The organism is Aeromonas bivalvium, assembly GCF_046078285.1.
GTDB lineage: Bacteria > Pseudomonadota > Gammaproteobacteria > Enterobacterales > Aeromonadaceae > Aeromonas > Aeromonas bivalvium.
Map to the genome: position 1 here is coordinate 218,759 of NZ_JBGXBV010000002.1, position 26,346 is coordinate 245,104.

24 protein-coding genes, 9 tRNA genes and 1 pseudogene are annotated in these 26,346 nt (G+C 61.4%); 11 read left to right on the plus strand and 23 right to left on the minus strand.

The genetic code is table 11. From position 1 onward, the window contains the following. Position 1 precedes the first annotated feature (1 nt). Complete coding sequence (locus ACEUCR_RS08155; RefSeq protein WP_408789362.1) at positions 2 to 751, minus strand: DUF1266 domain-containing protein; 750 nt, start codon at positions 749 to 751, stop codon at positions 2 to 4. A 413-nt stretch (positions 752 to 1,164) separates the two neighbouring features. Between ACEUCR_RS08155 and ACEUCR_RS08160 the strand changes: the two genes are divergently transcribed. Continuing rightward, positions 1,165 to 2,997 carry an SLC13 family permease gene (locus ACEUCR_RS08160; protein WP_408789364.1) on the plus strand — a complete coding sequence of 611 codons (1,833 nt, stop codon included), beginning with the start codon at positions 1,165 to 1,167 and terminating at the stop codon, positions 2,995 to 2,997. 145 nt (positions 2,998 to 3,142) lie between these two features. On the opposite strand, the gene ACEUCR_RS08165 is transcribed toward ACEUCR_RS08160, so the two are convergent. The 14 genes and pseudogenes from ACEUCR_RS08165 to lolB form a co-directional block, all read right to left on the minus strand. Continuing rightward, positions 3,143 to 3,226 (minus strand) — tRNA-Leu (locus ACEUCR_RS08165). A gap of 9 nt (positions 3,227 to 3,235) precedes the next feature. After that, positions 3,236 to 3,312: transfer RNA gene (locus ACEUCR_RS08170), tRNA-Met, on the minus strand. 178 nt (positions 3,313 to 3,490) lie between these two features. Then, positions 3,491 to 3,565: transfer RNA gene (locus ACEUCR_RS08175), tRNA-Gln, on the minus strand. Positions 3,566 to 3,712: 147 nt separating this feature from the next. Further along, positions 3,713 to 3,787: transfer RNA gene (locus ACEUCR_RS08180), tRNA-Gln, on the minus strand. Between the two features lie 12 nt (positions 3,788 to 3,799). After that, positions 3,800 to 3,876: transfer RNA gene (locus ACEUCR_RS08185), tRNA-Met, on the minus strand. A 37-nt stretch (positions 3,877 to 3,913) separates the two neighbouring features. After that, positions 3,914 to 3,988, minus strand: a tRNA-Gln gene (locus tag ACEUCR_RS08190). A 47-nt stretch (positions 3,989 to 4,035) separates the two neighbouring features. Then, positions 4,036 to 4,110: transfer RNA gene (locus ACEUCR_RS08195), tRNA-Gln, on the minus strand. Between the two features lie 13 nt (positions 4,111 to 4,123). Then, positions 4,124 to 4,200: transfer RNA gene (locus ACEUCR_RS08200), tRNA-Met, on the minus strand. 236 nt (positions 4,201 to 4,436) lie between these two features. Continuing rightward, the gene (gene ychF / locus ACEUCR_RS08205; protein ID WP_041993139.1) at positions 4,437 to 5,528 is read right to left on the minus strand and encodes a redox-regulated ATPase YchF; all 1,092 of its coding nucleotides are present in this window, start codon (positions 5,526 to 5,528) and stop codon (positions 4,437 to 4,439) included. A 134-nt stretch (positions 5,529 to 5,662) separates the two neighbouring features. Then, on the minus strand, positions 5,663 to 6,259 hold the full coding sequence (gene pth / locus ACEUCR_RS08210) for an aminoacyl-tRNA hydrolase (protein WP_408789367.1): 597 nt from the start codon (positions 6,257 to 6,259) through the stop codon (positions 5,663 to 5,665). Positions 6,260 to 6,446: 187 nt separating this feature from the next. Then, the gene (locus ACEUCR_RS08215) at positions 6,447 to 7,394 is read right to left on the minus strand and encodes a ribose-phosphate pyrophosphokinase (RefSeq protein ID WP_041993145.1); all 948 of its coding nucleotides are present in this window, start codon (positions 7,392 to 7,394) and stop codon (positions 6,447 to 6,449) included. A gap of 218 nt (positions 7,395 to 7,612) precedes the next feature. After that, positions 7,613 to 7,687 (minus strand) — tRNA-Gln (locus tag ACEUCR_RS08220). Next, positions 7,667 to 8,537 (minus strand): annotated as a pseudogene (gene ispE, locus ACEUCR_RS08225) (4-(cytidine 5'-diphospho)-2-C-methyl-D-erythritol kinase). Before ispE ends, ACEUCR_RS08220 begins: the two are co-directional and overlap by 21 nt. Further along, a complete protein-coding gene (gene lolB / locus ACEUCR_RS08230) occupies positions 8,534 to 9,112 on the minus strand; it encodes a lipoprotein insertase outer membrane protein LolB (protein ID WP_392444062.1) in 579 nt (192 codons plus the stop codon). The pseudogene ispE and the gene lolB overlap by 4 nt, the downstream one beginning before the upstream one ends. A 129-nt stretch (positions 9,113 to 9,241) precedes the next feature. On the opposite strand from lolB, the gene hemA reads away from it, so the two are divergent. The 6 genes from hemA (at position 9,242) to kdsA (ending at position 15,114) form a co-directional block, all read left to right on the plus strand. Further along, positions 9,242 to 10,498: a glutamyl-tRNA reductase gene (hemA, locus tag ACEUCR_RS08235; protein ID WP_041993154.1), complete on the plus strand. Its 1,257-nt coding sequence runs from the start codon at positions 9,242 to 9,244 to the stop codon at positions 10,496 to 10,498. Positions 10,499 to 10,547: 49 nt separating this feature from the next. Further along, positions 10,548 to 11,636 carry a peptide chain release factor 1 gene (prfA, locus tag ACEUCR_RS08240; RefSeq protein ID WP_041993157.1) on the plus strand — a complete coding sequence of 363 codons (1,089 nt, stop codon included), beginning with the start codon at positions 10,548 to 10,550 and terminating at the stop codon, positions 11,634 to 11,636. A gap of 70 nt (positions 11,637 to 11,706) precedes the next feature. Next, the gene (gene prmC, locus ACEUCR_RS08245) at positions 11,707 to 12,576 is read left to right on the plus strand and encodes a peptide chain release factor N(5)-glutamine methyltransferase (RefSeq protein ID WP_408789370.1); all 870 of its coding nucleotides are present in this window, start codon (positions 11,707 to 11,709) and stop codon (positions 12,574 to 12,576) included. A gap of 83 nt (positions 12,577 to 12,659) precedes the next feature. Continuing rightward, positions 12,660 to 13,043 carry a SirB2 family protein gene (locus ACEUCR_RS08250; protein WP_408789651.1) on the plus strand — a complete coding sequence of 128 codons (384 nt, stop codon included), beginning with the start codon at positions 12,660 to 12,662 and terminating at the stop codon, positions 13,041 to 13,043. A gap of 88 nt (positions 13,044 to 13,131) precedes the next feature. Then, complete coding sequence (locus tag ACEUCR_RS08255) at positions 13,132 to 13,935, plus strand: SirB1 family protein (RefSeq protein WP_111873878.1); 804 nt, start codon at positions 13,132 to 13,134, stop codon at positions 13,933 to 13,935. Between the two features lie 324 nt (positions 13,936 to 14,259). Further along, positions 14,260 to 15,114: a 3-deoxy-8-phosphooctulonate synthase gene (gene kdsA, locus ACEUCR_RS08260; protein WP_408747448.1), complete on the plus strand. Its 855-nt coding sequence runs from the start codon at positions 14,260 to 14,262 to the stop codon at positions 15,112 to 15,114. A 131-nt stretch (positions 15,115 to 15,245) separates the two neighbouring features. Here kdsA and grcA read toward each other — a convergent pair whose 3' ends face one another. After that, positions 15,246 to 15,626, minus strand: coding sequence for an autonomous glycyl radical cofactor GrcA (grcA, locus tag ACEUCR_RS08265; RefSeq protein WP_111873745.1), 381 nt, complete (start codon positions 15,624 to 15,626; stop codon positions 15,246 to 15,248). A gap of 459 nt (positions 15,627 to 16,085) precedes the next feature. On the opposite strand from grcA, the gene ung reads away from it, so the two are divergent. After that, positions 16,086 to 16,754 carry a uracil-DNA glycosylase gene (gene ung, locus ACEUCR_RS08270; RefSeq protein ID WP_392444067.1) on the plus strand — a complete coding sequence of 223 codons (669 nt, stop codon included), beginning with the start codon at positions 16,086 to 16,088 and terminating at the stop codon, positions 16,752 to 16,754. An 81-nt stretch (positions 16,755 to 16,835) separates the two neighbouring features. After that, positions 16,836 to 17,381: a hemerythrin domain-containing protein gene (locus tag ACEUCR_RS08275; RefSeq protein ID WP_041993175.1), complete on the plus strand. Its 546-nt coding sequence runs from the start codon at positions 16,836 to 16,838 to the stop codon at positions 17,379 to 17,381. Between the two features lie 141 nt (positions 17,382 to 17,522). Here the strand turns inward: ACEUCR_RS08275 and ACEUCR_RS08280 are convergent, their stop codons facing one another. Together ACEUCR_RS08280 and tal are read right to left on the minus strand one after the other, a co-directional pair. Continuing rightward, the gene (locus tag ACEUCR_RS08280; protein ID WP_041993178.1) at positions 17,523 to 17,705 is read right to left on the minus strand and encodes a DUF3545 family protein; all 183 of its coding nucleotides are present in this window, start codon (positions 17,703 to 17,705) and stop codon (positions 17,523 to 17,525) included. A 174-nt stretch (positions 17,706 to 17,879) separates the two neighbouring features. After that, a complete protein-coding gene (gene tal / locus ACEUCR_RS08285; RefSeq protein ID WP_041993829.1) occupies positions 17,880 to 18,833 on the minus strand; it encodes a transaldolase in 954 nt (317 codons plus the stop codon). A 701-nt stretch (positions 18,834 to 19,534) separates the two neighbouring features. Between tal and ACEUCR_RS08290 the strand changes: the two genes are divergently transcribed. After that, positions 19,535 to 20,965, plus strand: coding sequence for an alanine/glycine:cation symporter family protein (locus ACEUCR_RS08290; protein ID WP_041993183.1), 1,431 nt, complete (start codon positions 19,535 to 19,537; stop codon positions 20,963 to 20,965). Positions 20,966 to 21,144: 179 nt separating this feature from the next. After that, positions 21,145 to 22,314, plus strand: a complete 1,170-nt coding sequence (ampC, locus tag ACEUCR_RS08295; protein ID WP_408789375.1) for a class C beta-lactamase — start codon at positions 21,145 to 21,147, stop codon at positions 22,312 to 22,314. Between the two features lie 218 nt (positions 22,315 to 22,532). On the opposite strand, the gene ruvX is transcribed toward ampC, so the two are convergent. The 5 genes from ruvX to ACEUCR_RS08320 form a co-directional block, all read right to left on the minus strand. After that, a complete protein-coding gene (ruvX, locus tag ACEUCR_RS08300; RefSeq protein WP_111873747.1) occupies positions 22,533 to 22,955 on the minus strand; it encodes a Holliday junction resolvase RuvX in 423 nt (140 codons plus the stop codon). A 27-nt stretch (positions 22,956 to 22,982) separates the two neighbouring features. After that, complete coding sequence (locus ACEUCR_RS08305; RefSeq protein ID WP_041993188.1) at positions 22,983 to 23,537, minus strand: YqgE/AlgH family protein; 555 nt, start codon at positions 23,535 to 23,537, stop codon at positions 22,983 to 22,985. 199 nt (positions 23,538 to 23,736) lie between these two features. Next, positions 23,737 to 24,687, minus strand: coding sequence for a glutathione synthase (gene gshB / locus ACEUCR_RS08310; protein WP_392444071.1), 951 nt, complete (start codon positions 24,685 to 24,687; stop codon positions 23,737 to 23,739). A gap of 51 nt (positions 24,688 to 24,738) precedes the next feature. After that, positions 24,739 to 25,470, minus strand: coding sequence for a 16S rRNA (uracil(1498)-N(3))-methyltransferase (gene rsmE / locus ACEUCR_RS08315; RefSeq protein WP_041993194.1), 732 nt, complete (start codon positions 25,468 to 25,470; stop codon positions 24,739 to 24,741). Between the two features lie 130 nt (positions 25,471 to 25,600). Further along, positions 25,601 to 26,290: an endonuclease gene (locus tag ACEUCR_RS08320; protein ID WP_408789379.1), complete on the minus strand. Its 690-nt coding sequence runs from the start codon at positions 26,288 to 26,290 to the stop codon at positions 25,601 to 25,603. Between the last annotated feature and the right edge of the window lie 56 nt (positions 26,291 to 26,346).

Here is a 26,346-nt window from a genome sequence, read left to right on the forward strand (position 1 = left end):
TTTATTCCTGCGGCTCGTCATTGAAGAGGTCGATGAGGCTCTGGGGTTGCGGGATGTCGGGCATAGGTACGTCATACCAACTTTGCCCGTGAATGGGGTTGTCCGGATCCCTGATGGCGTCGGCCAGCATTGTCCTCATCTGGTTGGCGATCCAGCCGTGCAGCAATGCATAAGCGGCCTGCTCAGGCTCCCCCTCTTCATGGCTGAATTTCCAGAGGCAGCGACCGGCATACCAGGCCTGGGTGTATTGCAGCCATGAGTGGTATCGCCGGCGTGCCTGATAGGCGAGGTGGTTGTGGATAAAGCCGAATTCTTCCTCGCTGACCCAGCCATAGCGCAGCCCTTCCCGGGCAAGGTAGGAGGCGCGGCCGTAGTCCCAGGCCTGCACTCCGTGCGCACCTATGTAAGGTGCGGTACGAGCCACGAAATCGAGTGAGGCACGCTGGTGCGGGGTTTGTGCACGCTCTCGCCTCGCCTGCCATTGGCTGGGTTGCATGCAGTGAAAGGCTCCATACTCTTCAAGCATCAGGTGACCATGACACTCGCCAAAGGCCAGCTGGCGTATCTGGCGGTGCAGATCGAGGCGATTCTCGATATTCCAGTCATCTGCGAGGGTGTTGCGATCCTCGAGCCCATCCCTCAACGAGGTGGGTTTGAGATATTCGCGCCATTGAGTCTGAAAGGCTATCTGGGGTGAGGTCAGGGTCAGCCACCACTTCTCATGGGGGGCAAGGTCGGCGTTATCCAGCATGGTATTGATTGGGCTGCGTTTGGAACAATAGTGCAGACTATAAGGTTGGAGGAAAACGGATGCAATTGCTGCCGTTTTTTCTCCTGGTCGTCGATGCATGCACAGGATGGGAAGAATTGGCAAGCTACCTTGGAAGCTCTGCCTCGCCGTGCCTGTGCCCATCTGTATCGTCCCGCCGAAACGCTCGCCCCCTGGATGGGGCCTGGTCTCTTCTTGCCCGGCAATGTCTTTCGCCCATGCCGGGGCTTCATGGGTCTCACCCAGCCTTCATCTGCCTTGTGGCGGTACCGGAGCCATGATGCTGGCGGTGACGGCCAGGGGCTTTCTTGATATGTCACAAGACGCTGATGCCGTGATTGTGTTCTGATAGAGTCCACCGCTATCCAGGACTGCAAGTAAGGGAGGAGAGGGCGTTGAATGGAGAGTTGATCTGGGTGCTCTGCTTGCTGCTGGGGGCCATCTATCTGTTTGTCAGCAACCGGGTGCGCATGGATGTGACGGCGCTGCTGGTGCTTATCCTGTTCGTGCTGAGTGGCACCCTGACCCTGCCCGAGGCGCTGGCCGGTTTCAGCGATCCCAGCGTCATCCTGATCGCCGCCCTGTTCGTGGTGGGGGAGGGGCTGGTGCGCACCGGCATCGCCTATCAGGTGGGCGATGCCCTGGTGAAGGTGGCGGGCAACAGTGAGACCCGTTTGCTGGTGCTGTTGATGGTGGCGGTGGCCGGGCTCGGCGCCGTGATGAGCTCGACCGGGGTGGTGGCCATCTTCATCCCGGTCGTACTCAGTGTCGCGAACCGCATGGGGATCCCGGCGGGGCGGCTCATGATGCCGCTCGGTTTCGCCGGCCTCATCAGCGGCATGATGACCCTGGTGGCAACCCCTCCCAACATGGTGGTCAACAGCGAGCTGGTGCGCCATGGCATTCCGGGCTTTGGCTTTTTCAACTTCAGTCCCATGGGCCTGCTCATTCTGCTGCTCGGCATCGCCTACATGCTGCTGGTGCGCGGCTCCCTGGCCAGGGACGTCCAAGCGGGACGCAACAAGGGGAGCAGGCGCAGCACGCTGCGGGATCTCATCCGCGACTATCGTCTGACCGGGCGGGCGCGGCGACTGGCGATCCGGCCGGGGTCGCCCCTGATAGGCCATACCCTGGATGCCTTGCAGCTGCGGGCCCGTTATGGCGCCAACGTCATAGGGGTGGAGCGCTGGCGCAAGTTTCGGCGGGTCATGGTGAGCGTCTCCGGGATCTCGGAATTTCAGGCGCGGGACGTGCTGCTCATCGACATGGCGGATCCCGAAGTGGATATCCGAACGTTCTGCCGCGAGGCCATGCTCGAGCCCATGATACTGAGGGGCGAGTACTTCTCGGATCAGGCGCGGGAGGTGGGGCTGGCCGAGGTGTCGCTCATCCCCGAATCCAGCCTGCTTGGCAAGAGCCTGCGGGAGACGGCGTTTCGTAGCCAGTATGGCCTGAGCGTGGTGGGAATACGGCGCAATGGCGAGGCCCTGGTCGGGCGCCTGGTGGATGAACCGCTGCAGCTGGGGGACAGGCTGCTGCTGGCGGGCAACTGGAGCCTCATCCGTCAGCTGCACAGCCATCACCGTGACTTCCTGTTGCTGGGGTTGCCTGCCGAGGTGGACGAAATGGCCCCGGCGCGCAGTCAGGCGGCCTATGCGCTGCTCTCGCTGGGGATCATGGTGCTGTTGATGGTGACGGACCCCGTGCCCAATGTGGTGGCCGCCCTGATTGCCTGTCTGCTGATGGGTCAGTTTCGCTGCATCGATCTCGAGAGCGCCTACCAGTCCATTCACTGGCCGACCCTGATCCTCATCGTCGGCATGCTGCCCTTCGCCCTGGCCCTGCAAAAGACCGGGGGAGTGGACTTGATTGTCGGGGGCCTGATGGCCCTGGTCGGGGAGATGGGACCGAGAGTGATGCTGGCCAGCCTGTTTGCCTTGACGGCCCTGACCGGTCTGTTTATCTCCAACACGGCCACCGCCGTCTTGATGGCGCCCATCGCCATCGGCGCCGCCCAGCAGATGGGCGTCTCGCCCTATCCCTTCGCCATGACCATTGCCATCGCGGCTTCGGCGGCCTTCATGACTCCCGTCTCCTCGCCGGTCAATACCCTGGTGCTGGGGCCCGGCGAGTATGGCTTCATCGACTTCGTGCGTATCGGGGTGCCCTTCACCCTGTTGGTGATGGCGGTGAGCGTGTTGACCATTCCCTGGCTGTTCCCGTTCTGATGACAGAGATGAGAGACAGGCGGCCCCTGGGCCGCTTTCTTATTGGCACGACTGGATATGGGAAGGGCAGGCAGGGGCGTGCTCGATGGGGAAAAACAAGCACAAAAAAACCAGCCTGGGCTGGTCTGTTTGGTACTGCTATTGATGGTGCGGAAGGAGAGACTCGAACTCTCACGCCTAGGGCGCCAGAACCTAAATCTGGTGCGTCTACCAATTTCGCCACTTCCGCAAAACAATATGGTGGCTATGACGGGATTCGAACCTGTGACCCTCGCATTATGAGTGCGATGCTCTAACCAACTGAGCTACATAGCCTTGAACGTCTAAACGAACAGGGCCAGCGGCCCTGTTCGTGTGTCATAGACACCTTGATGTCAACGACAGAAAAATGGCTGTGATACTAGGATGCGGACCCAGGTACGTTGACGAGAGTAAAATCGCTCACGCTCACCACACTGCCTTACATCACCGGTCAAGCCGATGATAAAAATAATGGCTGGGGTACTAGGATTCGAACCTAGGAATGGCGAGATCAAAACCCGCTGCCTTACCGCTTGGCGATACCCCAACAGCGCTCTTCGACAGTCATGAGACTGATCAAGGAACCTTTAAAAATGACTGCGGCACCAGGATAGAAACCTAGCAACGTCGACGAGATTAACAATCTCTTACGTTGACCACAGTGTTCACCGACAAGTTCGATGAACGGCAATAATGGCTGGGGTACTAGGATTCGAACCTAGGGATGGCGAGATCAAAACCCGCTGCCTTACCGCTTGGCGATACCCCAACAGAACAAGAATGGTGGCTATGACGGGATTCGAACCTGTGACCCTCGCATTATGAGTGCGATGCTCTAACCAACTGAGCTACATAGCCTTTGTTATCAACCACAAGGTGGAAGAAAACATAATAATGGCTGGGGTACTAGGATTCGAACCTAGGGATGGCGAGATCAAAACCCGCTGCCTTACCGCTTGGCGATACCCCAACAGCGCTCCTCGACAGTCATGAGACTTGCCAAAGAACTTTCAAAAATGGCTGGGGTACTAGGATTCGAACCTAGGAATGGCGAGATCAAAACCCGCTGCCTTACCGCTTGGCGATACCCCAACTGCAAGATTAATGGTGGCTATGACGGGATTCGAACCTGTGACCCTCGCATTATGAGTGCGATGCTCTAACCAACTGAGCTACATAGCCAACCTTGCTTCCAGTGCCTCGTTGCCTCGTCACTGTGCGGCCCGAATTATGCGTATCTGGCTTTGGGGCGTCAACCCTTTTTTTGCCAGAAAAACCGAATTTGGGTGCGTTTGGCCAGATATTGCGCTCTGTCGCGCAAAAGCCCAACAATCTGACTTTTTTAAGCTCAGGGAGCCTTGGGCCAACCGCTGCTACCCCTTAAAAAACAGGCCAGCATTTGCTGGCCTGTCATGGGGTTAGACGTTGAACAGGAAGTTCATGATATCGCCATCCTTGACGATATAGTCCTTGCCTTCGGCGCGCATCTTGCCCGCTTCCTTCGCGCCTTGCTCACCCTTGTAGGTGATAAAGTCGTCAAACGCGATGGTTTGCGCGCGAATAAAGCCTTTTTCGAAGTCGGTGTGGATCTTGCCAGCCGCCTGGGGCGCCGTGGCACCGACTGGGATGGTCCAGGCCCGCACTTCCTTCACCCCGGCGGTGAAATAGGTCTGCAGGTTCAGCAGCTCGTAACCGGAGCGAATTACCCGGTTCAGGCCCGGCTCCTCGATGCCCAGATCCGCCATGAACTCGGCGCGGTCGGCGTCATCCAGCTCGGCGATGTCCGCCTCGATGGCGCAGCAGACCACGACCACCACGGCATTCTCGGCGGCGGCGATTTCACGCACCTTGTCGAGGAAGGGGTTGTTGTCAAAGCCATCTTCCGCCACGTTGGCGATATACATGGTGGGTTTCAGGGTCAGGAAGTTGAGGTGGGCAACGGCGGCCAGCTCCTCCTTGGAGAGATCCAGACCACGGATCATCTTGCCATCTTCCAGAGCGGCTTTAATCTTTTCCAGGGTTTCCACTTCCAGCTTGGCATCCTTGTCGCCGCCCTTGGCGCGCTTGGACTGACGGTGGATGGCGCGCTCGCAGGCATCCAGATCCGACAGGGCCAGCTCGGTGTTGATCACCTCGATGTCATCGGCCGGAGAGACCTTGCCCGCGACGTGGACTATGTTCTCGTCCTCGAAGCAGCGCACCACGTGACCGATGGCCTCGGTCTCGCGGATGTTGGCCAGGAACTGGTTGCCCAGACCTTCACCCTTGGAAGCGCCCGCCACCAGACCGGCGATGTCCACGAACTCCATGGTGGTCGGCACGACGCGCTGGGGGTTGATGATGGCCGCCAGCTGGTCGAGACGGGGATCCGGCATGGGCACGACACCCGTGTTCGGCTCAATGGTGCAGAACGGGAAGTTGGCGGCTTCGATGCCGGCCTTGGTCAGCGCATTGAACAGGGTGGATTTGCCTACATTGGGCAGGCCCACGATACCGCATTTAAAACCCATGGATAGTTACCTTACTTGGTGGATGCTGTCAGGCCGCCCGGGCGACCCGTGTCATGCTTTCTCGGCCTGGCGCCGCCTCGCGGTGCCCGGCCTTGGTCATATCTTGCTCGTGATGGCCCGTCCGGCGTGCCGGATCAGACTTTCTCGGCCTTGAAGCTGTGCAGGCGGTTCATGGCCTTGGTCATGTCTTGCTTGAACAGGATGTCGGTGGCGCGCAGGGCTTCGTCCAGCGCGGCGTCGATCAGGCCCTGCTCGCTGCTGGGCGCCTTGGTCAGCACGAAGCCGGCGACCAGCTCCTTGGCGCCGGGGTGGCCGATGCCGAGCCGCAACCGGAAGAACTCCTTGTTGTTGCCCATCTTGGCGATGATGTCCTTGAGGCCGTTGTGGCCGCCATGGCCGCCACCCTGCTTGAACTTGGCGATGCCGGGGGGCAGATCCAGTTCGTCGTGGGCCACCAGCATCTCTTGCGGCTCTATCTGGTAGAAGCGGGCCAGTGCGGCCACTGCCTTGCCGGAGAGATTCATGTAGGTGTTCGGGATGAGCAGGCGAACGTCCTGTCCCTCCACCAGGATGCGGGCCGTGTGACCATAAAACTTGGGCTCTTCACGCAGGCTGACATTGTGCCAGCGGGCCAGCTGCTCGACATACCAGGCACCCGCGTTGTGGCGTGTCTTGGCATATTCGGCGCCGGGGTTGCCCAGCCCGACGATCAGTTTGATTTGGCTTGTCACGCTCGCTCTCTTCACTCGCAGCTGCCCAAAGCGGTGTGCCCGGGGCAATAGGACGCAATATTCTAGCCGCCGAGTGACGATCACTCAACCAATGCTGTCCCGCCGCGGCCAAGACCCCGGAAAAGAGAAAAACCGCCACGGGGGCGGTTTTTCTGTTCTGGCCTGCCAGCGCACTGGCGAGCCGGCATCAATGCTCGAACATGGCAGAGATGGACTCTTCGTTGCTGATGCGGCGAATCGCCTCGGCCAGCACGGTAGAGAGGGTCAGCTGCTTGACCTTGCCAACGGCCTTCATCTCCGGGGTCAGCGGGATGGAGTCGGTGATGATCAGCTCGTCGATGACCGAGTTCTTGATGTTCTCGACGGCGGTGCCGGAGAAGACAGGGTGAGTCGCGTAGGCAAACACCCGCTTGGCGCCGCGCTCTTTCAGCGCTTCGGCGGCCTTGCACAGGGTGCCGCCGGTATCGATCATGTCGTCGACTATGATGCAGTCGCGGTCGGCAACGTCACCGATCAGGTGCATGACCTGGGAGACGTTCGCACGGGGACGACGCTTGTCGATGATGGCGATGTCGGTGTCATCCAGCAGCTTGGCGATGGCACGGGCACGGACCACGCCGCCGATGTCCGGGGAGACGACCACGGGGGATTCGAGGTTTTTGGACTTCATGTCTTCCAGCAGCACCGGGCTGCCGAACACGTTGTCTACCGGGACATCGAAGAAGCCCTGGATCTGTTCGGCATGCAGGTCAACGGTCAGCACGCGATCCACACCCACGCTGGAGAGGAAGTCTGCGACGACCTTGGCGGTGATGGGCACACGGGCGGAGCGGACGCGGCGGTCCTGGCGGGCATAGCCAAAGTAGGGAATGACAGCAGTGATACGGCCAGCTGAAGCACGACGCAGGGCATCCACCATCACGATCAATTCCATCAAATTGTCGTTGGTCGGGGCACAGGTGGATTGAATGATGAAGATATCGCCACCACGTACATTCTCATTGATCTGTACGCTGATTTCGCCGTCGCTAAAGCGACCTACGGCAGCATTGCCGAGTTTGATAAACAGGCGATCTGCGATCTTCTGGGCTAGTTCCGGCGTTGCGTTACCAGCAAACAGCTTCATGTCAGGCACGGTTTGAAACCTCGGGGTTGCATCCAGTATGTGGGTGAGTCCGTTATCGGACCCATCATCGTTCGGTAGCAAACGATTTAGCAAGCTGACGGGGCAGGGCTAAGGGCCCGGACCGGCAGGCCAACCGAATGAACCCTGCACAGACCTTATAGCAGAAAGGGAGGGGGCGAAGCCATGACGGGAGTCTGCCTTCGGTTACGCTTCCCGTACTGCAATGATGGCTGGGGTACTAGGATTCGAACCTAGGAATGGCGAGATCAAAACCCGCTGCCTTACCGCTTGGCGATACCCCAATCATTGAGCCTGTTGCAATGTCACGAAGAGTGGTGATATGTTCTCGCCCTTGGCGACAAACCCTCCCCACGCTTTCGGTACCTTGGCCAACACCTTTCGAGCACTCACTTCGTCTTCAAACTGAGCAAAGACGCAGGCTCCTGTGCCCGTCATTCTTGACGGCGCGTATTCTAGCAACCAGCCGAGCGCATTGGCAACCTCGGGGTGGCGCTTTTTCACCAGGGGCTCGCAATCGTTTTTCCATTCTCCTGCCAGCAATCCCTGCAATGTCAATTTAGGGGTATTTCTGGGCAGTTCGGGATCCTGAAACACGGCCGCCGTGCTGACATGGCACTGCGGCTTGATCACCAGATACCAGTGCTGCGGCAGGGTGACCGGCTGCAACTGCTCTCCCACTCCTTCGGCAAAGGCGGCGCGACCGCGCACGAACACAGGCACATCGGCCCCCAGGCTGACGCCGAGCTCGGCCAGCTCATCTTGCGCGAGCCCTGCCTGCCAGAGGTGATTCAAGGCCACCAGGGTGGTGGCGGCGTCAGACGACCCCCCGCCGATGCCGCCCCCCATGGGCAGAATTTTCTCCAGCCGGATGTGGGCCCCCTGGGGGCGCGGCAATCTGGTCTGCAGCAGGCGGGCGGCGCGGATGATGAGATTCTGCTCATCGGGTACCCCGGGGATGGCCGGGGTCAGGGTGAGCAGGTCCGTGTCCGGCAATGGCTCGAACTCGAGCCAGTCACCCTGATCGAGGAAGATGAACAGGGTCTGCAATTCGTGATAGCCGTCGGGGCGGCGGCCATTGATGTGCAGGAAGAGATTGAGTTTGGCCGGGGCGGGCCAGCGCAGCTGGGTCATGGTTGCAGGGCCCACTCGTTGATCTGCAACTTGAGGCGGCTCTGGGGCCCCGTCATGGTGAGCAGATGAGGCAGGCGATAGCCGTCCTGATCCCGGTACTCCTGATAGCTTATCTGCCACTGGCCATCGCGTACGCTCGCCAGGCTGTTGTCGGGGTTGAGGCGGTAGTCCGCCTTGCCGGGCAGCCCCTTGATCCAGTCCGGCAGGCCGGCGATGGGCAGGTGCCAGCCGGTGAGCTGGAAGATGAGCGCCTCGGCATCCTGGCTCTGGTGCTGGCGCCCCTCGTTGTCAGTCAGGCTGACCCGGCCCTGGCTGCGGGAGAGTTCCAGTATGCTGGTGCCGATGAGGCTGGTGAGGTTGAGGCGATAATCCTCGCCATCTTGCTGCCAGTTGAGGCGGGCACTGCCCCTCTGCTGGGCGCTGATGATGGCCATCTTGCCCGACAGCTGCCAGTGGTCGAGTCGCTCGAGGCGGGCGCGCTCCTGCTGCCAATCCACTTGCTGGCGCTGGGGGGAGGTCGTGGTACAACCGGCGAGCAGCAGCAGGCCGAGCAGGGGCAAAAATCGCAAGAACAAGGTAGGGCTCCCGACATGGTGGTTTGGCACAGTATACGGGGCGGCCGTATTGCTTTTAAAGCCTTACCCTTTCTCGTACAATTGGCAGCCTTATACACCCTGTGCCCAAGAAACGACCAGCGCCCACTCATGAGTCTGCTTGCCCTCGGAATCAACCACAACACCGCCAGTGTCGCCTTGCGGGAACGGGTCGCCTTTGGCCCCGATTGCATCGACCACGCCTTGCGGGAGTTGGCGGCGCAGCCCGGGGTGCACGAGGCGGTGATCGTCTCCACCTGCAACCGCACCGAGCTCTATTGCGCCCTGGAGCAGGGGCACGACGATCAGGTCACCCAGTGGCTGCAGCGCTACCACGGCCTGGATGCCGGCGAGGTGCAGGGCGCCCTCTATCGCCATCACGATGAGGAGGCGGTGCGCCACCTGATGCGGGTCGCCTGCGGCCTCGACTCCCTGGTGCTGGGAGAGCCCCAGATCCTGGGGCAGATCAAGCAGTCCTACGCCCATGCCCAGCAGGCCGAGGTGCTCAAGGGCTCGCTGGAACGCCTGTTCCAGAAGTCGTTCTCGGTGGCGAAAAGAGTGCGCACCGACACCGAGATCGGCGCCAGCGCCGTGTCGGTGGCCTTCGCCGCGGTCAGCCTGGCCCGGCGCATCTTCTCGGATCTCTCCCAGACCAAGGTGCTGCTGGTGGGCGCCGGCGAGACCATCGAACTGGTGGCCCGCCATCTGCGCGAGCAGAACGTGCGTCAGATGATGGTCGCCAACCGCACACTGCAACGGGCTCATGCCCTGGCCGAGGAGTTTGGCGCCCAGGTGATGACGCTCGAAGAGATCCCCGATTACCTGCACGAGGCGGACATCGTCATCAGCTCCACCGCCAGTCCCTTGCCCATCATCGGCAAGGGCATGGTGGAGCGTGCCCTCAAGGCGCGCCGTTTCAGACCCATGTTCCTGGTGGACATAGCGGTGCCGAGGGACATAGAGGCCGAGGTGGACGATCTCTCCGATGCCTACCTCTACACGGTGGACGATTTGCAGGGGATCATCGAGCAGAACCTGGAGACCCGCAAACGGGCGGCCGCCGAGGCCGAGCTTATCGTGCTGGAAGAGCGGGACGACTTCATGGGCTGGTACCGTTCGCTCCATGCGGTCGACCTCATTCGCGATTACCGTGCCCAGGCCCAGCAGTATGCCGAAGAGGAGCTGGCTCGCACCCTGCAAGCCCTGGCACAGGGCGAGTCCCCCGAGGCGGCCGCCCGCGCCCTGAGCCACAGGCTCACCAACAAGCTGATCCATGCCCCGACCCAGGCCCTGCGCCAGGCCGGCGCCAGTGGCGATCGGGAGCAGCTGGGTCAGCTGCGCCAGATCCTTGGCCTGTCCGCCGAATAACCTTGTCCGGGCCCGCCGCGGCCCCGTCACCATTGAGATACCGGAAACCATGAACCCGTCACTGATCAGAAAGCTGGAAGGCCTCATCGAGCGCCATGAAGAAGTACAGGCCCTGCTCGGCGAACCCGGGGTCGCCTCGGATCAGGACAGATACCGTGCCCTGACCCGGGAATATGCCCAGCTGGAAGATATCGTTCACGCCTTCCAGCGCTTTCGCCAGGCCGAAGAGGATCTCGAGACCACCAGGTTGATGCTGGAGGAGGATGACCCCGAGCTGCGCGAGATGGCGCAGGAGGAGCTGCCCCTGGTCAAGGCCAGCCTGGAGGAGCAGGAGCAGGCGTTGCAGGTGATGCTGCTGCCCCGGGATCCCCGGGATGACAACAACTGCTACCTGGAGATCCGCGCCGGCGCCGGCGGTGACGAGGCGGCCATCTTCGCGGGGGATCTGTTTCGCATGTATTCCCGTTATGCCGAGCGTCAGGGCTGGCGCGTTTCCATCGTCAGCTGCAACGATGGCGAGCATGGCGGCTACAAGGAGGTGATCGCCAAGGTGGACGGCGAGCACGTCTACGGTCGCCTCAAGTTCGAGTCCGGCGGTCACCGGGTGCAGCGGGTACCCGAGACCGAATCCCAGGGCCGGGTCCACACCTCCGCCTGTACCGTGGCCGTGCTGCCGGAAGTGCCGGAAGCCGAGCAGATCGAAATCAATGCCTCGGACTTGAAGATAGATACCTTCCGCGCCTCCGGGGCCGGTGGTCAGCACGTCAACAAGACCGATTCCGCCATCCGCATCACCCACCTGCCCACCGGCCTGGTGGTGGAGTGCCAGGATGAGCGCTCCCAGCACAAGAACCGCGCCAAGGCGATGTCCGTGCTCTCCGCTCGCCTGCAGGCGGCCGAGGACGAGCGCCACCGCGCCGCCGAGCAGAGCACCCGCCGCAATCTGGTGGGCTCCGGGGATCGCTCCGAGCGCATCCGCACCTACAACTACCCTCAGGGTCGCCTCTCCGAACACCGCATCAACCTCACTCTCTATCGGCTGGGCGAAATCCTGGAAGGGGATCTGGATTGCGTCATCACCCCCCTGGTGCAGGAGTATCAGGCGGATCAGCTCGCCTCCCTGGCGGATAACGGCTGATGAGCACAGTGCCGATGCAAAGAGGCTCGCTGGCGGCGTTCGCCATGGCGAGCGGACGGGAGCGCCACTGATGCAGATCCAGCAGGCCCGCGCCCACATCATGGCGACCCTGGCACAGGGGGAATCTCCCCGCGCCGATGCCGATGCCCTGCTCTGCCATCTGCTGGGGTGTCGGCGCAGCTACCTGATGACCTGGCCCGAGCGCGAGCTCGATGCCGCCCAGCAAGCGACCCTGCAGGGCTGGCTGGCGCGCCGTCTGAATGGCGAGCCCATCGCCCATCTCATCGGCGAGCGGGAGTTCTGGTCCCTGCCGCTGAAGGTGAGCCCGGCCACCCTGATCCCGCGCCCGGACACCGAGCTGCTGGTGGAGCAGGCCCTGGCGCGCCTGCCGGCCAGCCCCTGTGCCCTGCTGGATCTGGGCACAGGCACCGGCGCCATCGCGTTGGCGCTCAAGTCCGAACGCCCCGATGCCGATATCTGGGCGGTGGATCGGATGGCGGACGCCGCCGCCCTGGCCCGCAGCAACAGCGCCGCCCTGGGGCTGCCCATCGTCGTGCGCGAGGGCAGCTGGTTTGCGCCCCTGGAGGATGCACCGCGTTTTGCGATGATTGTCTCCAATCCCCCCTATATCGACGGGGCGGATCAGCATCTGGCCCAGGGGGATGTGCGTTTCGAGCCGCGCTCGGCCCTGGTGGCCGACGAGCAGGGGCTGGCTGACCTGCGCCAGATAGTGGCGCAGGCCCCCGACCATCTGCTGCCGGGGGGCTGGCTCTTGCTCGAGCATGGCTGGGAGCAGGGGGAGGCGGTGCGTCGCTTGCTGCTAGGTCAGGGTTATCAGCAGGTTGCGACCGTACGTGACTACGGGGACAACGAGCGGGTGACCCTGGGATGCTGGCCAGGCGTGGCGGCTGAGCCCGATCCCGCACCATTTCAAGGGTAGGGGTTCTCTTTTACCCTTTACCCCATTCGCGGTGAGCGGGCCCACCGGCCGGCGCACCGCAACGAGTCAATTGAGGTTTTGTGATGTATTTTGCTCTCAAGCATCTGCACCTGCTGCTGATCGCCGCCGCCGTGCTGATGTTCATCCTGCGTTTTTACTGGCAGCAGACCGGGTCTCTCCTGGCGCGCAGCCCGCGTACCCTGCAAGTGAGCGGCTGGTGCAACGGCCTGGTGGTGATCAGCGGAGTGCTATTGTGCATGGTGCTGGATCTCAACCCCCTCAACAACGCCGTGCCCTGGCTCAGCGAGAAGCTGGTGGCCATCCTGGTGGTGGCCTTCCTGGCGTTGATGGCCCTGCGCCTGGCCCGGGGCAATCTGATCCGCTGGTTCGCCTTCCTGGGCTCCCTGGGCTGGCTCTATTTCGTGGTCAAGCTGGCCCTGTTCAAACATGCCAGCCTGTTTGCGTGAGGAGTGAGGATGTCAGCAAGCCATCGGCGCCGCGCGGCCGGTTTTACCTTGAATGTCTGTGGCGGCCTGCTTCGCCCGGGGGTGTCTGATGTTTCGCATCGATGAGTGGACCGATTTCGAGGCCCAGGATCTGGCGCTGCTGGCCCTGAGTGTCAGCGAGGATATCTATCAGCGCGACACAGAGGAGGCCCTGCGGGAACTGGAGCTGCTGGATGAGTGGCTCAACGAGTCCATCCATGAGGGGACGGCCGACGAGGTGCGCAGCCAGCTGATCCAGGGGTTCTACCAGGGGTTGGGCTTTCACGGCGACTGGCAGGATTTCTTCTCCGCCGCCAACAGCGATCTGGCCGCCGTCCTGACCGGGCGCCAGGGGATCCCGGTCAGCCTCGGTATACTGCTGATCCAGCTCGGGCGGCGCATCGGCCTCGACGTGGAGGGGATCTGTTTCCCCGGCTACTTCCTGGTGAGTTTTGCCGGCGACGAGGGGGAGGTCTATGTCGATCCCTTCAACGGCGAGGTGCTGAGCCTGGCCCGCATCGAGTCGCTGCTGCGGGGCGCCCTCGGCAACCTGGCGAGCCTGAGTCAGGATTACCTGCAACCCTCGGGCCAGTGGGAGATCATCGAGCGACTGCTCAACGTCAACAAGGCGGCCCTGCTGCGGGAGAACCGCATGACGGAGGCGTTGCGCGCCAGCGAACTGCTGCTGCGCATGAAACCGGGGGATCCCCAGGAGACGCGGGATCGGGGTTTTATCTACGAGCAGCTCGACTGCCCGCGCTTTGCCGCCGACGATTTTGAATACTTCATTGAGCAGTGCCCGGACGATCCGGTGGCCGACGTGCTCAAGATGCAGCTGGCCGCCCTGGACCTCAGCCCCAAGCCCCTCCATTGAGACGGCCTGGGAAACGAAACTGAACAATATCCAGGTCCGCTGTGCCCAAGGCACAGCGGACCAAGCTGAATACAAGCCCCGAGCCTCTTCACGTTAAGGGTGCCTGGGCAGTAAAACAGAAACATATCAAGCCCCGAGCCTCTTCACGTTAAGGGTGCCTGGGCAGTAAAACAGAAGCATATCAAGCCCCGAGCCTCTTCACGTTAAGGGTGCCTGGGAAGTGAAACAGAAGCATATCGAGCCCCGAGCCTCTTCACGTTAAGGGTGCCTGGGAAGTGAAACAGAAGCATATCGAGCCCCGAGCCTCACCTAAGGATGCCTGAGATGGAACAGAAGAATATCAAGATCAACCAGATCGACGTCGCCAATGACAAGCCCTTCGTGCTGTTCGGCGGCATGAATGTGCTGGAGTCCCGCGACATGGCGATGGCGGTGTGCGAGAAGTACGTGGAAGTGACCAGCAAGCTCGGCATCCCCTTCGTGTTCAAGGCGAGCTGGGACAAGGCGAACCGCTCCTCCATCCACTCCTACCGCGGCCCGGGTCTGGAAGAGGGGATGAAGATCTTCGAGGAGCTGAAAGCGACCTTCGGCATGCCGGTGATCTCCGATCTGCACGAGCCCGCTCAGGCCAAGCCGGTGGCCGAGGTGGTGGACGTCATCCAGCTGCCCGCCTTCCTGGCGCGCCAGACCGATCTGGTGGAGGCCATGGCCCGCACCGGCAACGTCATCAACATCAAGAAGCCGCAGTTCCTGAGCCCGAGCCAGATGAAGAACATCACCGACAAGTTCGAGGAGTGCGGCAACGATCGCCTGATCCTGTGCGAGCGCGGCGCCAACTTCGGCTACGACAACCTGGTGGTGGACATGCTGGGTCTGGGCGTCATGAAGAAGAGCACCGGCGGCTACCCCGTCATCTTCGACGTGACCCACTCCCTGCAGTGCCGCGACCCCTTGGGGGCCGCCTCCGGCGGTCGCCGCGAGCAGGTGACCGAGCTGGCCCGTGCCGGCATGGCGGTGGGCCTGGCGGGTCTGTTCATTGAGTCCCACCCGGATCCGAAGGTTGCCCGCTGCGACGGCCCGAGCGCTCTGCCCCTGGAGAAGCTGGAAGGCTTCCTCAAGCAGATGAAGGCCATCGACGATCTCATCAAGGGTTTCGAGCCTCTGGATACCTCCGCCTGATAGCGACGGCCGTCACGACAAACGAAAAAGGCCTCGCGATGCGGGGCCTTGTCGTGTCGACGCCAGATATGACCCACAAAAAAACGGCCCGTTCGGGCCGCTTTTGATGGTACCTGTGGGCGCAGAGCGGGTCAGAGGCTCTGGGTGAAGGTACGGGTGATGACATCGCGCTGCTGCTCCGGGGTCAGGGCGTTGAAACGCACCGCATAGCCGGAGACGCGGATGGTCAGCTGGGGGTATTTTTCCGGATTGGCGACCGCATCTTCCAGCGTCTCGCGACTCAGTACGTTGACGTTCAGATGCTGACCGCCCTCGACCACGGGCTCGCTCTGCAGCGGCAGTTCACGGTATTCGAACTGGCCAAGATCCGACAGCTTGACTTCCTGATCGGCGGCGAAGACATCGCCCTTGGCGCAGATGCAGCGCGCCTGTTGCTGCGCCTCGTCCAGCAACCAGAAAGAGTTCAGCAAGGCAGCGTTGGCGGCCTGGGTGATTTGAATGCCCTTGATCATGGTATGACTCCTCATGGGAAAGCGGATTCAACTGTAAGGACATTACCCTGATGTATTTAAACCACCTGGGTGATTTAACGGGCCCTTGCCTTACACCTTTACTTTGATGGGGTCATATATAGCATGGTGGTAATAAAACCAAATTTGATCCAAATCAAAAAATACCCGAAAAGCGGCGCTTTAAGGCAATTAATTAATTGAGTTTAATCAAATTTAAGTCATTTTTACCAAATCATAAGATATGCCAATTATGCTTCTTTTGATTTATTAATCTAGTAATTTAACTACATCTTATCATGAATTTTGTCCATATTTGACCGGTTGGCCCGGCCCGGGAGCGGAGGAGGGGCGACGCTCCGGCTATCCGCCACCGAGTGAGGTCATCCTTGCCCCGGTTGCACCCGAGGGGGCATCCCCCTATTCTGGGCCCCTTGCCGAAACTGAGAACGAGGTATCCCGGTGTTGACCTGGAAGGATGTGATTGGCTCCCAGAAGGAGCAGGACTATTTCAAGCAGACCCTGGCCGCTGTCAGGGCCGAACGCGAGGCGGGCAAGCTGGTCTATCCCCCCGCCAGCGAGGTATTCAACGCCTTCAAGCTGACCGAGCTCGCCGATGTCAAGGTGGTGATCCTGGGGCAGGATCCCTATCACGGCCCGGATCAGGCCCATGGCCTCTGCTTCTCCGTGCTGCCCGGTGTGCGCACCCCGCCCTCCCTGGTCAACATCTACAAGGAGATGGCGCGGGACTTGCCCGGATTCACCATCCCCAATCACGGCTTCCTCGAGTCCTGGGCCAGGCAGGGGGTGTTGCTGCTCAATACGGTGCTGACGGTGGAAGCGGGTCAGGCGCACTCCCATGCCAGCCTGGGGTGGGAGACCTTCACCGATCGGGTGATTGAACAGATCAATGTCAGTCGTGAGGGAGTGGTGTTTCTGCTGTGGGGGGCCCATGCCCAGAAGAAGGGGCGCTTCATCGATCGGAGCCGCCATCATGTACTGACGGCGCCCCATCCCAGCCCGCTTTCGGCCCATCGCGGTTTCATCGGCTGCGGCCACTTCAGCGAGGCCAATCGCCTGCTGGCACAACAGGGTCAGGGGCCCATCGAGTGGGACTCTGTCTGCAGCTGACTTGACGAAGGGCAAAGTTGAGGGGGCAAATGGCCGTATACTCAAAGGCGGACATGCTCATTTTTAAGCCAAGGAGAGCTTATGTTAGCCAAGCTGCACCAGGATCATCTCAACATCGCCAAACTACTTCAGCTGCTGAAAAGCAAGCTCGATGCCATCAATGAGGAGCGAGCGGTCAACTATGCGCTGGTGCGTGATGTGATCGACTACCTGCGAGAGGTGTCTGATAGCTATCACCATCCCAAGGAAGATCTGATCTATGAGTACTACCTCAAGTACCGTCTGGTCGAAGGGGAGATCAGTCACCGCCTGCAACTGGAGCACGCCAGCCTGATAGAGGCGGGCACCGAGCTCAAGGAGATGGTGGAGATGATACTGCTGGATGCCGTCATTCCCCTCGACCAGTTCACCGCCAAGCTGGCCCGCTTCATCGCCCAGCAGGAGGCGCACATGAACTACGAGGAGGGGGTGGTGTTCCCCCTGCTGCGGGAGGCGCTGACCGAGGATGACTGGCGTCAGCTGGAGCAGCAGTGGCAGAACCGGGCCATCGGCGATCCCCTGTTCGGACCCGAGGTGAGTCAACACTTCAAGGAGCTGGCCCACCGGCTCTCGTTGCCCATCAGCTGACACCAGCACAATGGCGCAGGCCCGGCATCATGCCGGGCCTGCTGCTTTTGGGGCCTGCCGATTGATGAGGCGCCAAGGCGGGCGCTGGTCATCGCGGCAATAAAAAGGCCCCGCAGGGGGCCTGGTCGAGAGAGGATGCCGTTACAGCACTATCTCTTCGGAGAGACTATCGTAGGTGATATCGATCGATTGCAGCTCCTTTTGCAGACGATGTTTATCCTTCAATGCCTCGATCTCTCTCCATTTGCGTTTTTTTCCCGTTGTCCCGCGACCGCGTGAACCCAACTCAACAACATCTTCAACCTCAAAGCTGAACATATCCATGGATCCCTCCTTGGTTGTTATTGTTTTCACCAATCGTATAACACAGCATCATGAAAATTAAAACGTTTTCATTACAGCCATATGACGGGTATCAATTGGGGTATGTCGGGCAATAAAAAAACCGGGTCCCCTCTCGGGTTCCCGGTTTTATGCATGGCGTCATCGTGCCTCGAGTCAGGCCAGGCGGCTGGCCAGCATGGTTTCCAGCTTGCCCTGGTCGACGGCGAACAGGCGGATGCCTTCTGCCAGCTTCTCGACGGCCATGGCGTCCTGGTTCAGCTCCCAGCGGAATTGGGCTTCGCTCATGGGAGCCGGTTTTGCCTGACGCTCGCCGGTATAGTGCAGCTTGCGCTCGACCACGCCCTCGGCCTTGCTCAGCTCTTCCAGCAGGGCCGGGCCTATGGTCAGGCGGTCACAGCCGGCCAGCTCCAGGATCTCGCCGGTATTGCGGAAGCTGGCGCCCATGACCACGGTCGGGTAGTCGTGTTGCTTGTAGTAGTCGTAGATAGCGGTGACGGAAACCACGCCCGGATCTTCGCTCGCGGTGTAGTCACGGTTGTGCTTGGCCTTGTACCAGTCGAGGATGCGGCCGACGAACGGGGAGATCAGGAAGGCGCCGGCTTCGGCGCAGGCACGGGCCTGGGCGAAGGAGAACAGCAGGGTCAGGTTGCACTGGATGCCCTCTTTCTCCAGCACCTCGGCGGCACGAATGCCTTCCCAGGTGGAGGCCAGCTTGATCAGGATGCGATCGTTGCTGATGCCGGCTTCGTTGTAGAGGCGGATCAGCTTGCGGGCCTTGGCAATGCTGGCGTCGGTATCGAAGGAGAGGCGGGCATCCACTTCGGTGGAGATGCGGCCCGGCACTATCTTCAGCACTTCCAGACCGATATTGACCGCCAGCTTGTCGCCGGCATCGATGATCTGCTGCGCCTTGTCCTGGCTCTGGGCCTTGGCCCAGGCGATGGCGTCGTCGATCAGGGGCGCATACTCGGGGATCTCGGAGGCCTTCAACACCAGGGAGGGGTTGGTGGTGGCGTCGGTCGGCTGGTAGCGCTTGATGGCTTCGATATCACCGGTGTCGGCGACGACTGTGGTCAGGGCTTTGAGCTGGGTTAATTTATCGGCCATGGCAAATATCATCTCTTGATGGGGAGTCATCCCAGGGTGATGGCGTGGGCGGCCAGTTTTGAAAATTAATTACAAAACCAGGGCGGCGGACGCTCAGAACTGCGGGAGGGGAGCTCCCCATCCACACTGTTTGCCTACTTAATACAGTTGGGGGGCTGCCCGCAAGAGGGGGGATTGCACAGGGATCGAACAGCGGGAGGAACCCTGGGGTGAGTCATGGTTAAAGCTAATGATTTATATCGGTTTTTTCATGCATTCCCATCCTTATCGAGTCGCTTGTCAACGGCACTTTTTTCAGGGTTTTTCTGGTTTTGTGTGATTGATCACAAAAAATATCATGACCACTACTTGAAATTTTATTACGTGTAAAACGTTTGGCGGAACTGGGCCGATTTTCTGCCCGTGTCTGGCAAACGTTTGGGCAAACGATGGCGTGGAGAGGGGAGGGATGGGCGCGCCCCCAGGGCGGAACCTGGTCGTCAGCCGGGCTGTGGATTAATGGTTTTGTTGAAGATTTGCTGAATATTTGGTGCTTTTTGGCCTGTCATCGCTCGTTTTTTGTGATCCGGGTGAGCGGGATCACTATTCTGAATGGGCTCGCTATGCTAGATTCCGCCCCTTTAGCAGAAAGCTAATTCGGCAACATACAGCAAAACGGTCAGCGCAGACTGGCCATGGATGTGAATGACAACGAGAGAATTATGGATACCTTGATAGCTTTACTAAACGACCTGATGTGGGGAGCCGTGCTCATCTACCTGCTGATCGGGGTCGGCATCTTCTTCACCTTCCGCCTGGGCTTTATTCAGGTACGCCACTTCGGCCACATGTTCTCGGTCCTGCGCCACAGCCGCAAATCCGACAAGGCGGGCATCTCCTCCTTCCAGGCCCTGTGTACCAGCCTGGCGGCCCGGGTGGGCACCGGCAACCTGGCCGGTGTCGCCGTCGCCATCTACCTCGGCGGCCCCGGGGCCATCTTCTGGATGTGGCTGATCGCCTTCATCGGCATGGCGACCGCCTTCGTCGAGAGCTCCCTGGCCCAGCTCTACAAGGTCAAGGATGAGGATGGCAACTATCGCGGTGGTCCTGCCTATTACATGGAGCGCGGCCTCGGCATGCGCTGGATGGGGGTCTTGTTCTCCCTGTGCCTCATCATGGCGTTCGGCCTGGTGTTCAATGCGGTGCAGGCCAACTCCATCAGTCTGGCCATGAACGTGGCATTCGGCATTCCCGACTGGATGAGCGGCATCGCCCTGGTGCTGCTGGCGGGCCTCATCATCTTCGGCGGCATCCGCGGCATCGCCCGTTTTGCCGAGCTGGTGGTGCCCTTCATGGCACTGGCCTACATACTGCTGGCCCTGGCAATCGTGGTGATGAACATCTCTGAGCTGCCTGGCGTGTTCGTCCTCATCTTCAAATCGGCCTTCGGCATAGAGCAGGCCGGGTCAGGCGCCCTGGGTTACGCCATCTCCCAGGCGATGATCAACGGCATCAAGCGCGGCCTCTTCTCCAACGAGGCGGGCATGGGGTCGGCGCCGAACGCCGCCGCCACTGCCACACCCTATCCGCCGCACCCGGCGTCCCAGGGCTATGTGCAGATGCTGGGGGTCTTCATGGACACCATCGTCATCTGTACCTGTACCGCCGCCATCATCCTGATGTCCGGGCAGTTTGAGCCGGGCTCCGGCATCACCGGGGTGGAGCTGACCCAGCGGGCGCTCTCCTCCCAGATCGGCAGTGCGGGCAACATCTTCATCGCCACCGCCATCTTCTTCTTCGCCTTTACCTCCATCGTCGCGAACTACTCCTACGCCGAGACCAACCTGGTGTTCCTGGAGCACAACCACAAGGGCGGCCTGCTGCTGTTCCGGCTGTTTGTGCTCGGCATGGTGATGTTCGGTTCGGTCGGCGAGCTGCCGACCGTGTGGGCCATGGCGGATGTCTCCATGGGCTTCATGGCCATCGTCAACCTGGTCGCCATCCTGCTGCTCTCCGGGGTGGCCATCAAGCTGGCCAAGGATTACAACGACCAGCTCAAGCTCGGCAAGGTGCCGACCTTCGATGCCAACAAGTACCCCGAGATCCGCAGCCAGCTGGAAGCGGGGATCTGGGATACCCCGGCCAAGAAATAACGCTGTCGCTTTGCCGCGATGACGAGGGGAGCCACTGGCTCCCCTTTTTCATGGGCGAACCGGCGTCACTTCACCCGGACTTCACACAAGCTCATACCCAGCACATGCAGGTGTCCTATGCTGGCCTCACTGTTCGCCGTACGGGCGGCGATCCCGACAAATGAGAGGACAAGAGAGTGATGAAACAACACCTGCGGATGACTTTGGTGGCGAGTGCGCTGCTGTGGGCGGGCCAGACGCTGGCCGATACGGTAAGGAGCACGTCCGGCACAGGGCCTGATGCCCTGCGCCAGACCGTCGACGCCACCATCAAGCCCCTGCTGAAGGAGCATCATATTCCCGGCATGGCGGTGGCGGTGTTGAAAGATGGCAAGGCCCACTACTTCAACTATGGGATGGCCAACCAGGAGAGCGGCCAGCGGGTGAGCGATCAGACCCTGTTCGAGATAGGCTCGGTCAGCAAGACTCTTACGGCAACGCTTGGGGCCTACGCCCTGATCAAGGGGGGATTCCAGCTCGATGACAAGGTGAGCCAGCATGCCGCCTGGCTCAAGGGATCGGCATTTGACGGCATCACCATGGGGGAGCTGGCCACCTACAGCGCCGGGGGCCTGCCGCTGCAATTCCCCGACGAGGTGGACTCCACGGACAAGATGCGTGCCTACTATCGCCAGTGGACACCAGCCTACCCGGCAGGCAGCCATCGCCAGTACTCCAACCCCAGCATCGGCCTGTTTGGCCATCTGGCGGCGCAGAGCCTGGGTCAGCCGTTTGAGCGGCTGATGAGCCAGACCCTGCTGCCCGGACTCGGTCTTGAGCATACCTATCTCAAGGTGCCCGCTGCGGCCATGGCCAACTACGCCTATGGCTACTCGAAAGAGGGCAAACCCATTCGGGTCAATCCGGGCGTCCTGGCGGACGAGGCCTATGGCATCAAGACCAACTCGGCGGATCTGCTGAAGTTTGTCGAGGCCAACATGGCATATCAGGGAGACGATGGGATCAAGCGTGCGATGGCGCTGACCCGTACCGGTTTCTACTCGGTGGGGGAGATGACCCAGGGGCTGGGGTGGGAGATGTATGACTACCCGCTGAGCCTGGCCGAGCTGCAAGCCGGCAACAGTGCCGATATGGCGTTCAAGGCCCATGGGGTGACGCCCATCGCCAAGCCTGTGGTGGCGAAGGGCGAGACCCTGTTCAACAAGACGGGATCGACCAACGGCTTCGGCGCCTATGTGGCCTTCGTTCCGGCCCAGGGCATCGGCATCGTCATGTTGGCCAATCGAAACTATCCGAATGAAGCCCGTATCGAGGCGGCCCACGCCATCCTGAGCCGGCTGACGGAGTGACAGTTCGACCCCCTTGATGGACGGGAGCACGCCGGGACAGCCCGGCGTACTTCTGGGGGCTGCCCGGCATTGTCATGTCATCAGGGGATGGCCGGCATGGCTTGACCGCGTTCACCGTTTCGCGGTTCGTCATGACGGCCAGGGGCTGCTGTGGGTTGGCGCGCTGCCATGGGGGCGTCTGCGGGGGCGGGGAGATAAGCTGTGGTCGGCCCGCTGGCTCAACCGTACTGCTCTTCCATCCAGGCTTCCACGATGAGCTGGGCGGAGACCCCGTCCACGCTGCCCTTGTCCAGTGCCCTGTAGCCGCCGCGCTCGAACAGGCGGGCGCGGGCATCCGTGGTGGTGAGCCGCTCGTCCTTGAACGCCACCGGCTTGCCGAAACGGCCATGGAGGCGGTTGCCGAACTTGCGGGCCCGCACCGTGATCTCCTGATCCGTGCCATCCATGTTGAGCGGCAGGCCGACAATGAGCAGGTCCGGTTGCCACTCCTTGAGCAACTTCTCGATTTCGTCCCAGTTGGGGATGCCGTCGTTGGCCTTGAGGGAGCGAAGGGGCTGGGCCGTACCTGTGAGCTCCTGGCCGATGGCGACCCCTATGCTCTTGGTGCCGTAATCAAAGCCCATGATGCTGCGTGATGACATCGTCTGTTCCTAATGTGGCGGCCCGGCTCAGCCGTGGCCAATGTCGCTGGAGAGATGCAGGGGATTGACCCCTATGCTGGCGGCGGCTTGCTGCCAGCGCAGATGGGTGGGGGTCTCGAACAGCAGGGCAGGATCCGGCGGTATCACCAGCCAGGCGCTGTCCACCAGCTCCTGCTCGAGCTGGCCGGCGCTCCAGCCGGCATAGCCCAGGGCCACCAGGTAGTGATCCGGGGCCTCGTCCGTGCCCAGGGTCTCCAGGATGTCCTTGGAGGTGGTGACCATGAGCTCGTCACTGACCTGCAGGGTGGAGTTGAAGCCGGGGCGAAAGCTGTGGAGCACGAATCCGCGTTCGGCGGCGACCGGTCCCCCTTGCAGCACCGGCTGCTTGAGCTCGGGTCTGGGGGGCGGCGTCAGCTTGAGCTGGGTCAGCATGGTGTCCAGGGACATGTCCACCGGGATGTTGACTACCAGCCCCATGGCACCTTCGGCATTGTGTTCACACAGATAGACGAGGGCGCGCTCGAAGTAGGGATCCTTGAGGCTCGGCATGGCGAGCAGAAAATGATTTTGCAGTGTTTGCATGGGTCAAAGAGTGCATGGGCCGAGGATTTGGGCCAATTATGGCAGCTAGGGCGGGTGGGCAAAACCGCTTTTTCGCCCGGCGCCGCCCTGGTGGGGGCTGTCAGGGCGGGCCGATGGCTGCGCATCCCCATCCAGATGGCGGCCGTCAGATAAAAAAGGGAGTGGCCTGGCCACTCCCTTTCTCGTCCGGGCCTCGGGCTTAGCGGCCGAGGCGGCGCTCGATGGCATCCATCAGCATGCCGGTGATGTGCACCGGGAAGGCGGCTTCGATCTCGCGGATGCAGGTGGGGCTGGTGACGTTAATCTCGGTTAGGCGGTCGCCTATGATGTCGAGGCCGACGAAGATAAGCCCCTTCTCCTTGAGGGTCGGACCGACCGCGCGGGCGATGGCCCAGTCGGACTCGCTCAGGGGGCGCGCTTCGCCACGACCACCGGCCGCCAGGTTGCCACGGGTCTCCCCCTGGGCCGGGATGCGGGCCAGGCAGTAGGGCACGGGCTCGCCGTCCACCACCAGCACCCGCTTGTCCCCCTCCTTGATGGCGGGCAGGAAGGTCTGGGCCATGCAGTACTGGCTGCCGTGGGCGGTGAGGGTCTCGATAATGACGCCGACGTTGGCGTCATCTTCCTTCATGCGGAAGATGGAGGCGCCGCCCATGCCGTCCAGGGGCTTGAGGATGACGTCCTTGTGCTCGGCGTGGAAGGCGCGCAGCTTGTCGGCGCGGCGAGTGACCAGGGTGGTCGGGGTGTGCTCGGCAAACCAGGCGGTGTAGAGCTTCTCGTTGGCGTCGCGCAGGCTCTGGGGCTTGTTGACGATGAGGCAGCCCTCGTCCTCGGCCCGCTCCAGCATGTAGGTGGCGTAGATGAACTCGGTGTCGAAGGGGGGATCCTTGCGCATCAGGATCGCGTCCAGGGTCGACAGCGGCTGATCCACCACCTCCCCCAGGCTGAACCAGTGGGCATAGTCATGCTTGACGGTGAGCGGACGCATGGTGCCAAACGCCCGTCCGCCCTCCATGTAGAGATCCTTCATCTCCAGATAGAAGAGCTCGTAGCCGCGCTTTTGCGCCTCTTCGAGCATGGCGAAGCTGGAGTCCTTCTTGATGTTGATGGCCGAGATGGGGTCCATCACGATGCCGAGTTTGATGGTCATCCGAAATTCCTTCTGGTGGCTCGATTGCGAGTGAGATTCTTAAAACCTGTTTCAGGCCAGATCGCCAAAGCGGCACTGCAGCGCGGTAATGGCGGTCAGGGCGGCGGTTTCGGTGCGCAGCACCCGCGGCCCCAGCAGCATCTCCTTGAAATCTTCCTGCACGGTACGGGCGATCTCGTCGCTGGACAAGCCCCCTTCCGGGCCGATCAGCAGACGCACGCCGTGCTCGGGGACTGGCAGGGTGTTGATGCTGTAGGGCGCGCGCGGGTGCAGGTTGAGCTTGAGCTCCTGGGTCTCTTCCCCTAGCCAGGCATCCAGCTCCATGGGCATGCGCACCTCGGGCACGGTATTGCGGCCGCACTGCTCGCAGGCGCTGATCACCACCTTCTGCCACTGCTCGCGTTTTTTCTCCAGCCGATCGGCGGGCAGCTTGACGCCGCAGCGCTCGGAGAAGAGGGGAGTGATGCAGGTGACGCCGAGCTCCACCGATTTCTGGATGGTGAAGTCCATCTTGTCGCCGCGGCTGATCACCTGGCCCAGGTGGATGGCCAGGGGGGATTCCACCGACTGGGCGTCGCAGCTGTCTATGGTCACCTCCACCGACTTCTTGCCCACGCTCGTGATGGTGGCGGGGTACTGGTGGCCGTCGCCGTTGAACAGCTCGAGCTGCTGGCCCGGCTGCATGCGCAGCACCCGGCCGATGTGGTTGGCACCGTCTTCCGACAGGGCGAGGGTCTGGCCCACTTGCAGAGGGGCCGGTTCGTAAATTCGTGGAATGCGCATGGCGGCTTGTCAGTCTCTTGCTTGGAACCCCTTCAATACCTTACTGCACGGCGGCGAGCAAGGCTCACGCGACAGCGGGAAAGGGGTTCATGGTAGAGAGGGGGCGCTCCCCCTCCCTGGTCAAATGGGGTTATTGGCACTGCTTTTCAATGAAGGGATTGGTATTGCCCTGCAGCTTGCCGATGCGGCGGTTGCGCTCGCACTCCCAGCCCTGTGCCGGGTATTGGCGGTCCCAGGCCTCGAACAGTCTACGCTGCTGCGCCGCCAGACGCAGCCCATGCTGCTGGCTCATGTAGAGGTAGGCGCGGGCGATCTGGCCCCGTACCGGCCCCTTGGGCGGCTGTACCTGACGCGCCTTGAAATCCACCAGCATCTGGCACTGGCCATACTGGTTCGGCTTGCCGTTCCAGTCGGTGAAGCGGTAGTTGGCCCGGTCGCCGTTGACCTCGCCGATGGCGGGGAAGAGGTTGTGCATGTCCCCCTCCATCTTGTTGAATTCCGGGCTCTTGCCGCAATTCTTGCGCCCCCCCTCCTGCCAGCACTGGAGCTGGTGGCCGAACTCCCAGGCGGGCACCACGTGTTCCCACTCGATGCGGGCGGCGCGCTTGGCCTGCTTGCGCGGTTCATAGCCGCAGCTGGCCAGATCCGGGCTCATCTGCTTGCCCCGATAGTCGATGTCACAGCCGCAGTAGAAGCTGGTGACGGCGGGCTGGGTGCGGTAGAGCTTGACCAGATCCCGCTTGGCTTCGCGAAAGGTCTGGGCGTGGGCCGGGGCAATGATGAGCAGGGCGAGCGCGATGGAGAGCAGGGGGCGAAACATGAATATCCTTGGCAGTGAAAGGGTTGAATGAAGAAAAGAGAGCGACTTGCCCCGGG

What these genes read in the sequence shown, in the direction of transcription:
- ACEUCR_RS08155 (WP_408789362.1), bottom strand. Translation starts at nt 751, where the DNA reads ATGCTGGATAACGCCGACCTTGCCCCCCATGAGAAGTGGTGGCTGACC.
- ychF (WP_041993139.1), bottom strand. Translation starts at nt 5,528, where the DNA reads ATGGGTTTTAAATGCGGTATCGTGGGCCTGCCCAATGTAGGCAAATCC.
- hemA (WP_041993154.1), top strand. Translation starts at nt 9,242, where the DNA reads ATGAGTCTGCTTGCCCTCGGAATCAACCACAACACCGCCAGTGTCGCC.
- prfA (WP_041993157.1), top strand. Translation starts at nt 10,548, where the DNA reads ATGAACCCGTCACTGATCAGAAAGCTGGAAGGCCTCATCGAGCGCCAT.
- prmC (WP_408789370.1), top strand. Translation starts at nt 11,707, where the DNA reads ATGCAGATCCAGCAGGCCCGCGCCCACATCATGGCGACCCTGGCACAG.
- ACEUCR_RS08250 (WP_408789651.1), top strand. Translation starts at nt 12,660, where the DNA reads ATGTATTTTGCTCTCAAGCATCTGCACCTGCTGCTGATCGCCGCCGCC.
- ACEUCR_RS08255 (WP_111873878.1), top strand. Translation starts at nt 13,132, where the DNA reads ATGTTTCGCATCGATGAGTGGACCGATTTCGAGGCCCAGGATCTGGCG.
- kdsA (WP_408747448.1), top strand. Translation starts at nt 14,260, where the DNA reads ATGGAACAGAAGAATATCAAGATCAACCAGATCGACGTCGCCAATGAC.
- grcA (WP_111873745.1), bottom strand. Translation starts at nt 15,626, where the DNA reads ATGATCAAGGGCATTCAAATCACCCAGGCCGCCAACGCTGCCTTGCTG.
- ACEUCR_RS08275 (WP_041993175.1), top strand. Translation starts at nt 16,836, where the DNA reads ATGTTAGCCAAGCTGCACCAGGATCATCTCAACATCGCCAAACTACTT.
- ACEUCR_RS08280 (WP_041993178.1), bottom strand. Translation starts at nt 17,705, where the DNA reads ATGGATATGTTCAGCTTTGAGGTTGAAGATGTTGTTGAGTTGGGTTCA.
- tal (WP_041993829.1), bottom strand. Translation starts at nt 18,833, where the DNA reads ATGGCCGATAAATTAACCCAGCTCAAAGCCCTGACCACAGTCGTCGCC.
- ACEUCR_RS08290 (WP_041993183.1), top strand. Translation starts at nt 19,535, where the DNA reads ATGGATACCTTGATAGCTTTACTAAACGACCTGATGTGGGGAGCCGTG.
- ampC (WP_408789375.1), top strand. Translation starts at nt 21,145, where the DNA reads ATGAAACAACACCTGCGGATGACTTTGGTGGCGAGTGCGCTGCTGTGG.
- ruvX (WP_111873747.1), bottom strand. Translation starts at nt 22,955, where the DNA reads ATGTCATCACGCAGCATCATGGGCTTTGATTACGGCACCAAGAGCATA.
- ACEUCR_RS08305 (WP_041993188.1), bottom strand. Translation starts at nt 23,537, where the DNA reads ATGCAAACACTGCAAAATCATTTTCTGCTCGCCATGCCGAGCCTCAAG.
- gshB (WP_392444071.1), bottom strand. Translation starts at nt 24,687, where the DNA reads ATGACCATCAAACTCGGCATCGTGATGGACCCCATCTCGGCCATCAAC.
- rsmE (WP_041993194.1), bottom strand. Translation starts at nt 25,470, where the DNA reads ATGCGCATTCCACGAATTTACGAACCGGCCCCTCTGCAAGTGGGCCAG.
- ACEUCR_RS08320 (WP_408789379.1), bottom strand. Translation starts at nt 26,290, where the DNA reads ATGTTTCGCCCCCTGCTCTCCATCGCGCTCGCCCTGCTCATCATTGCC.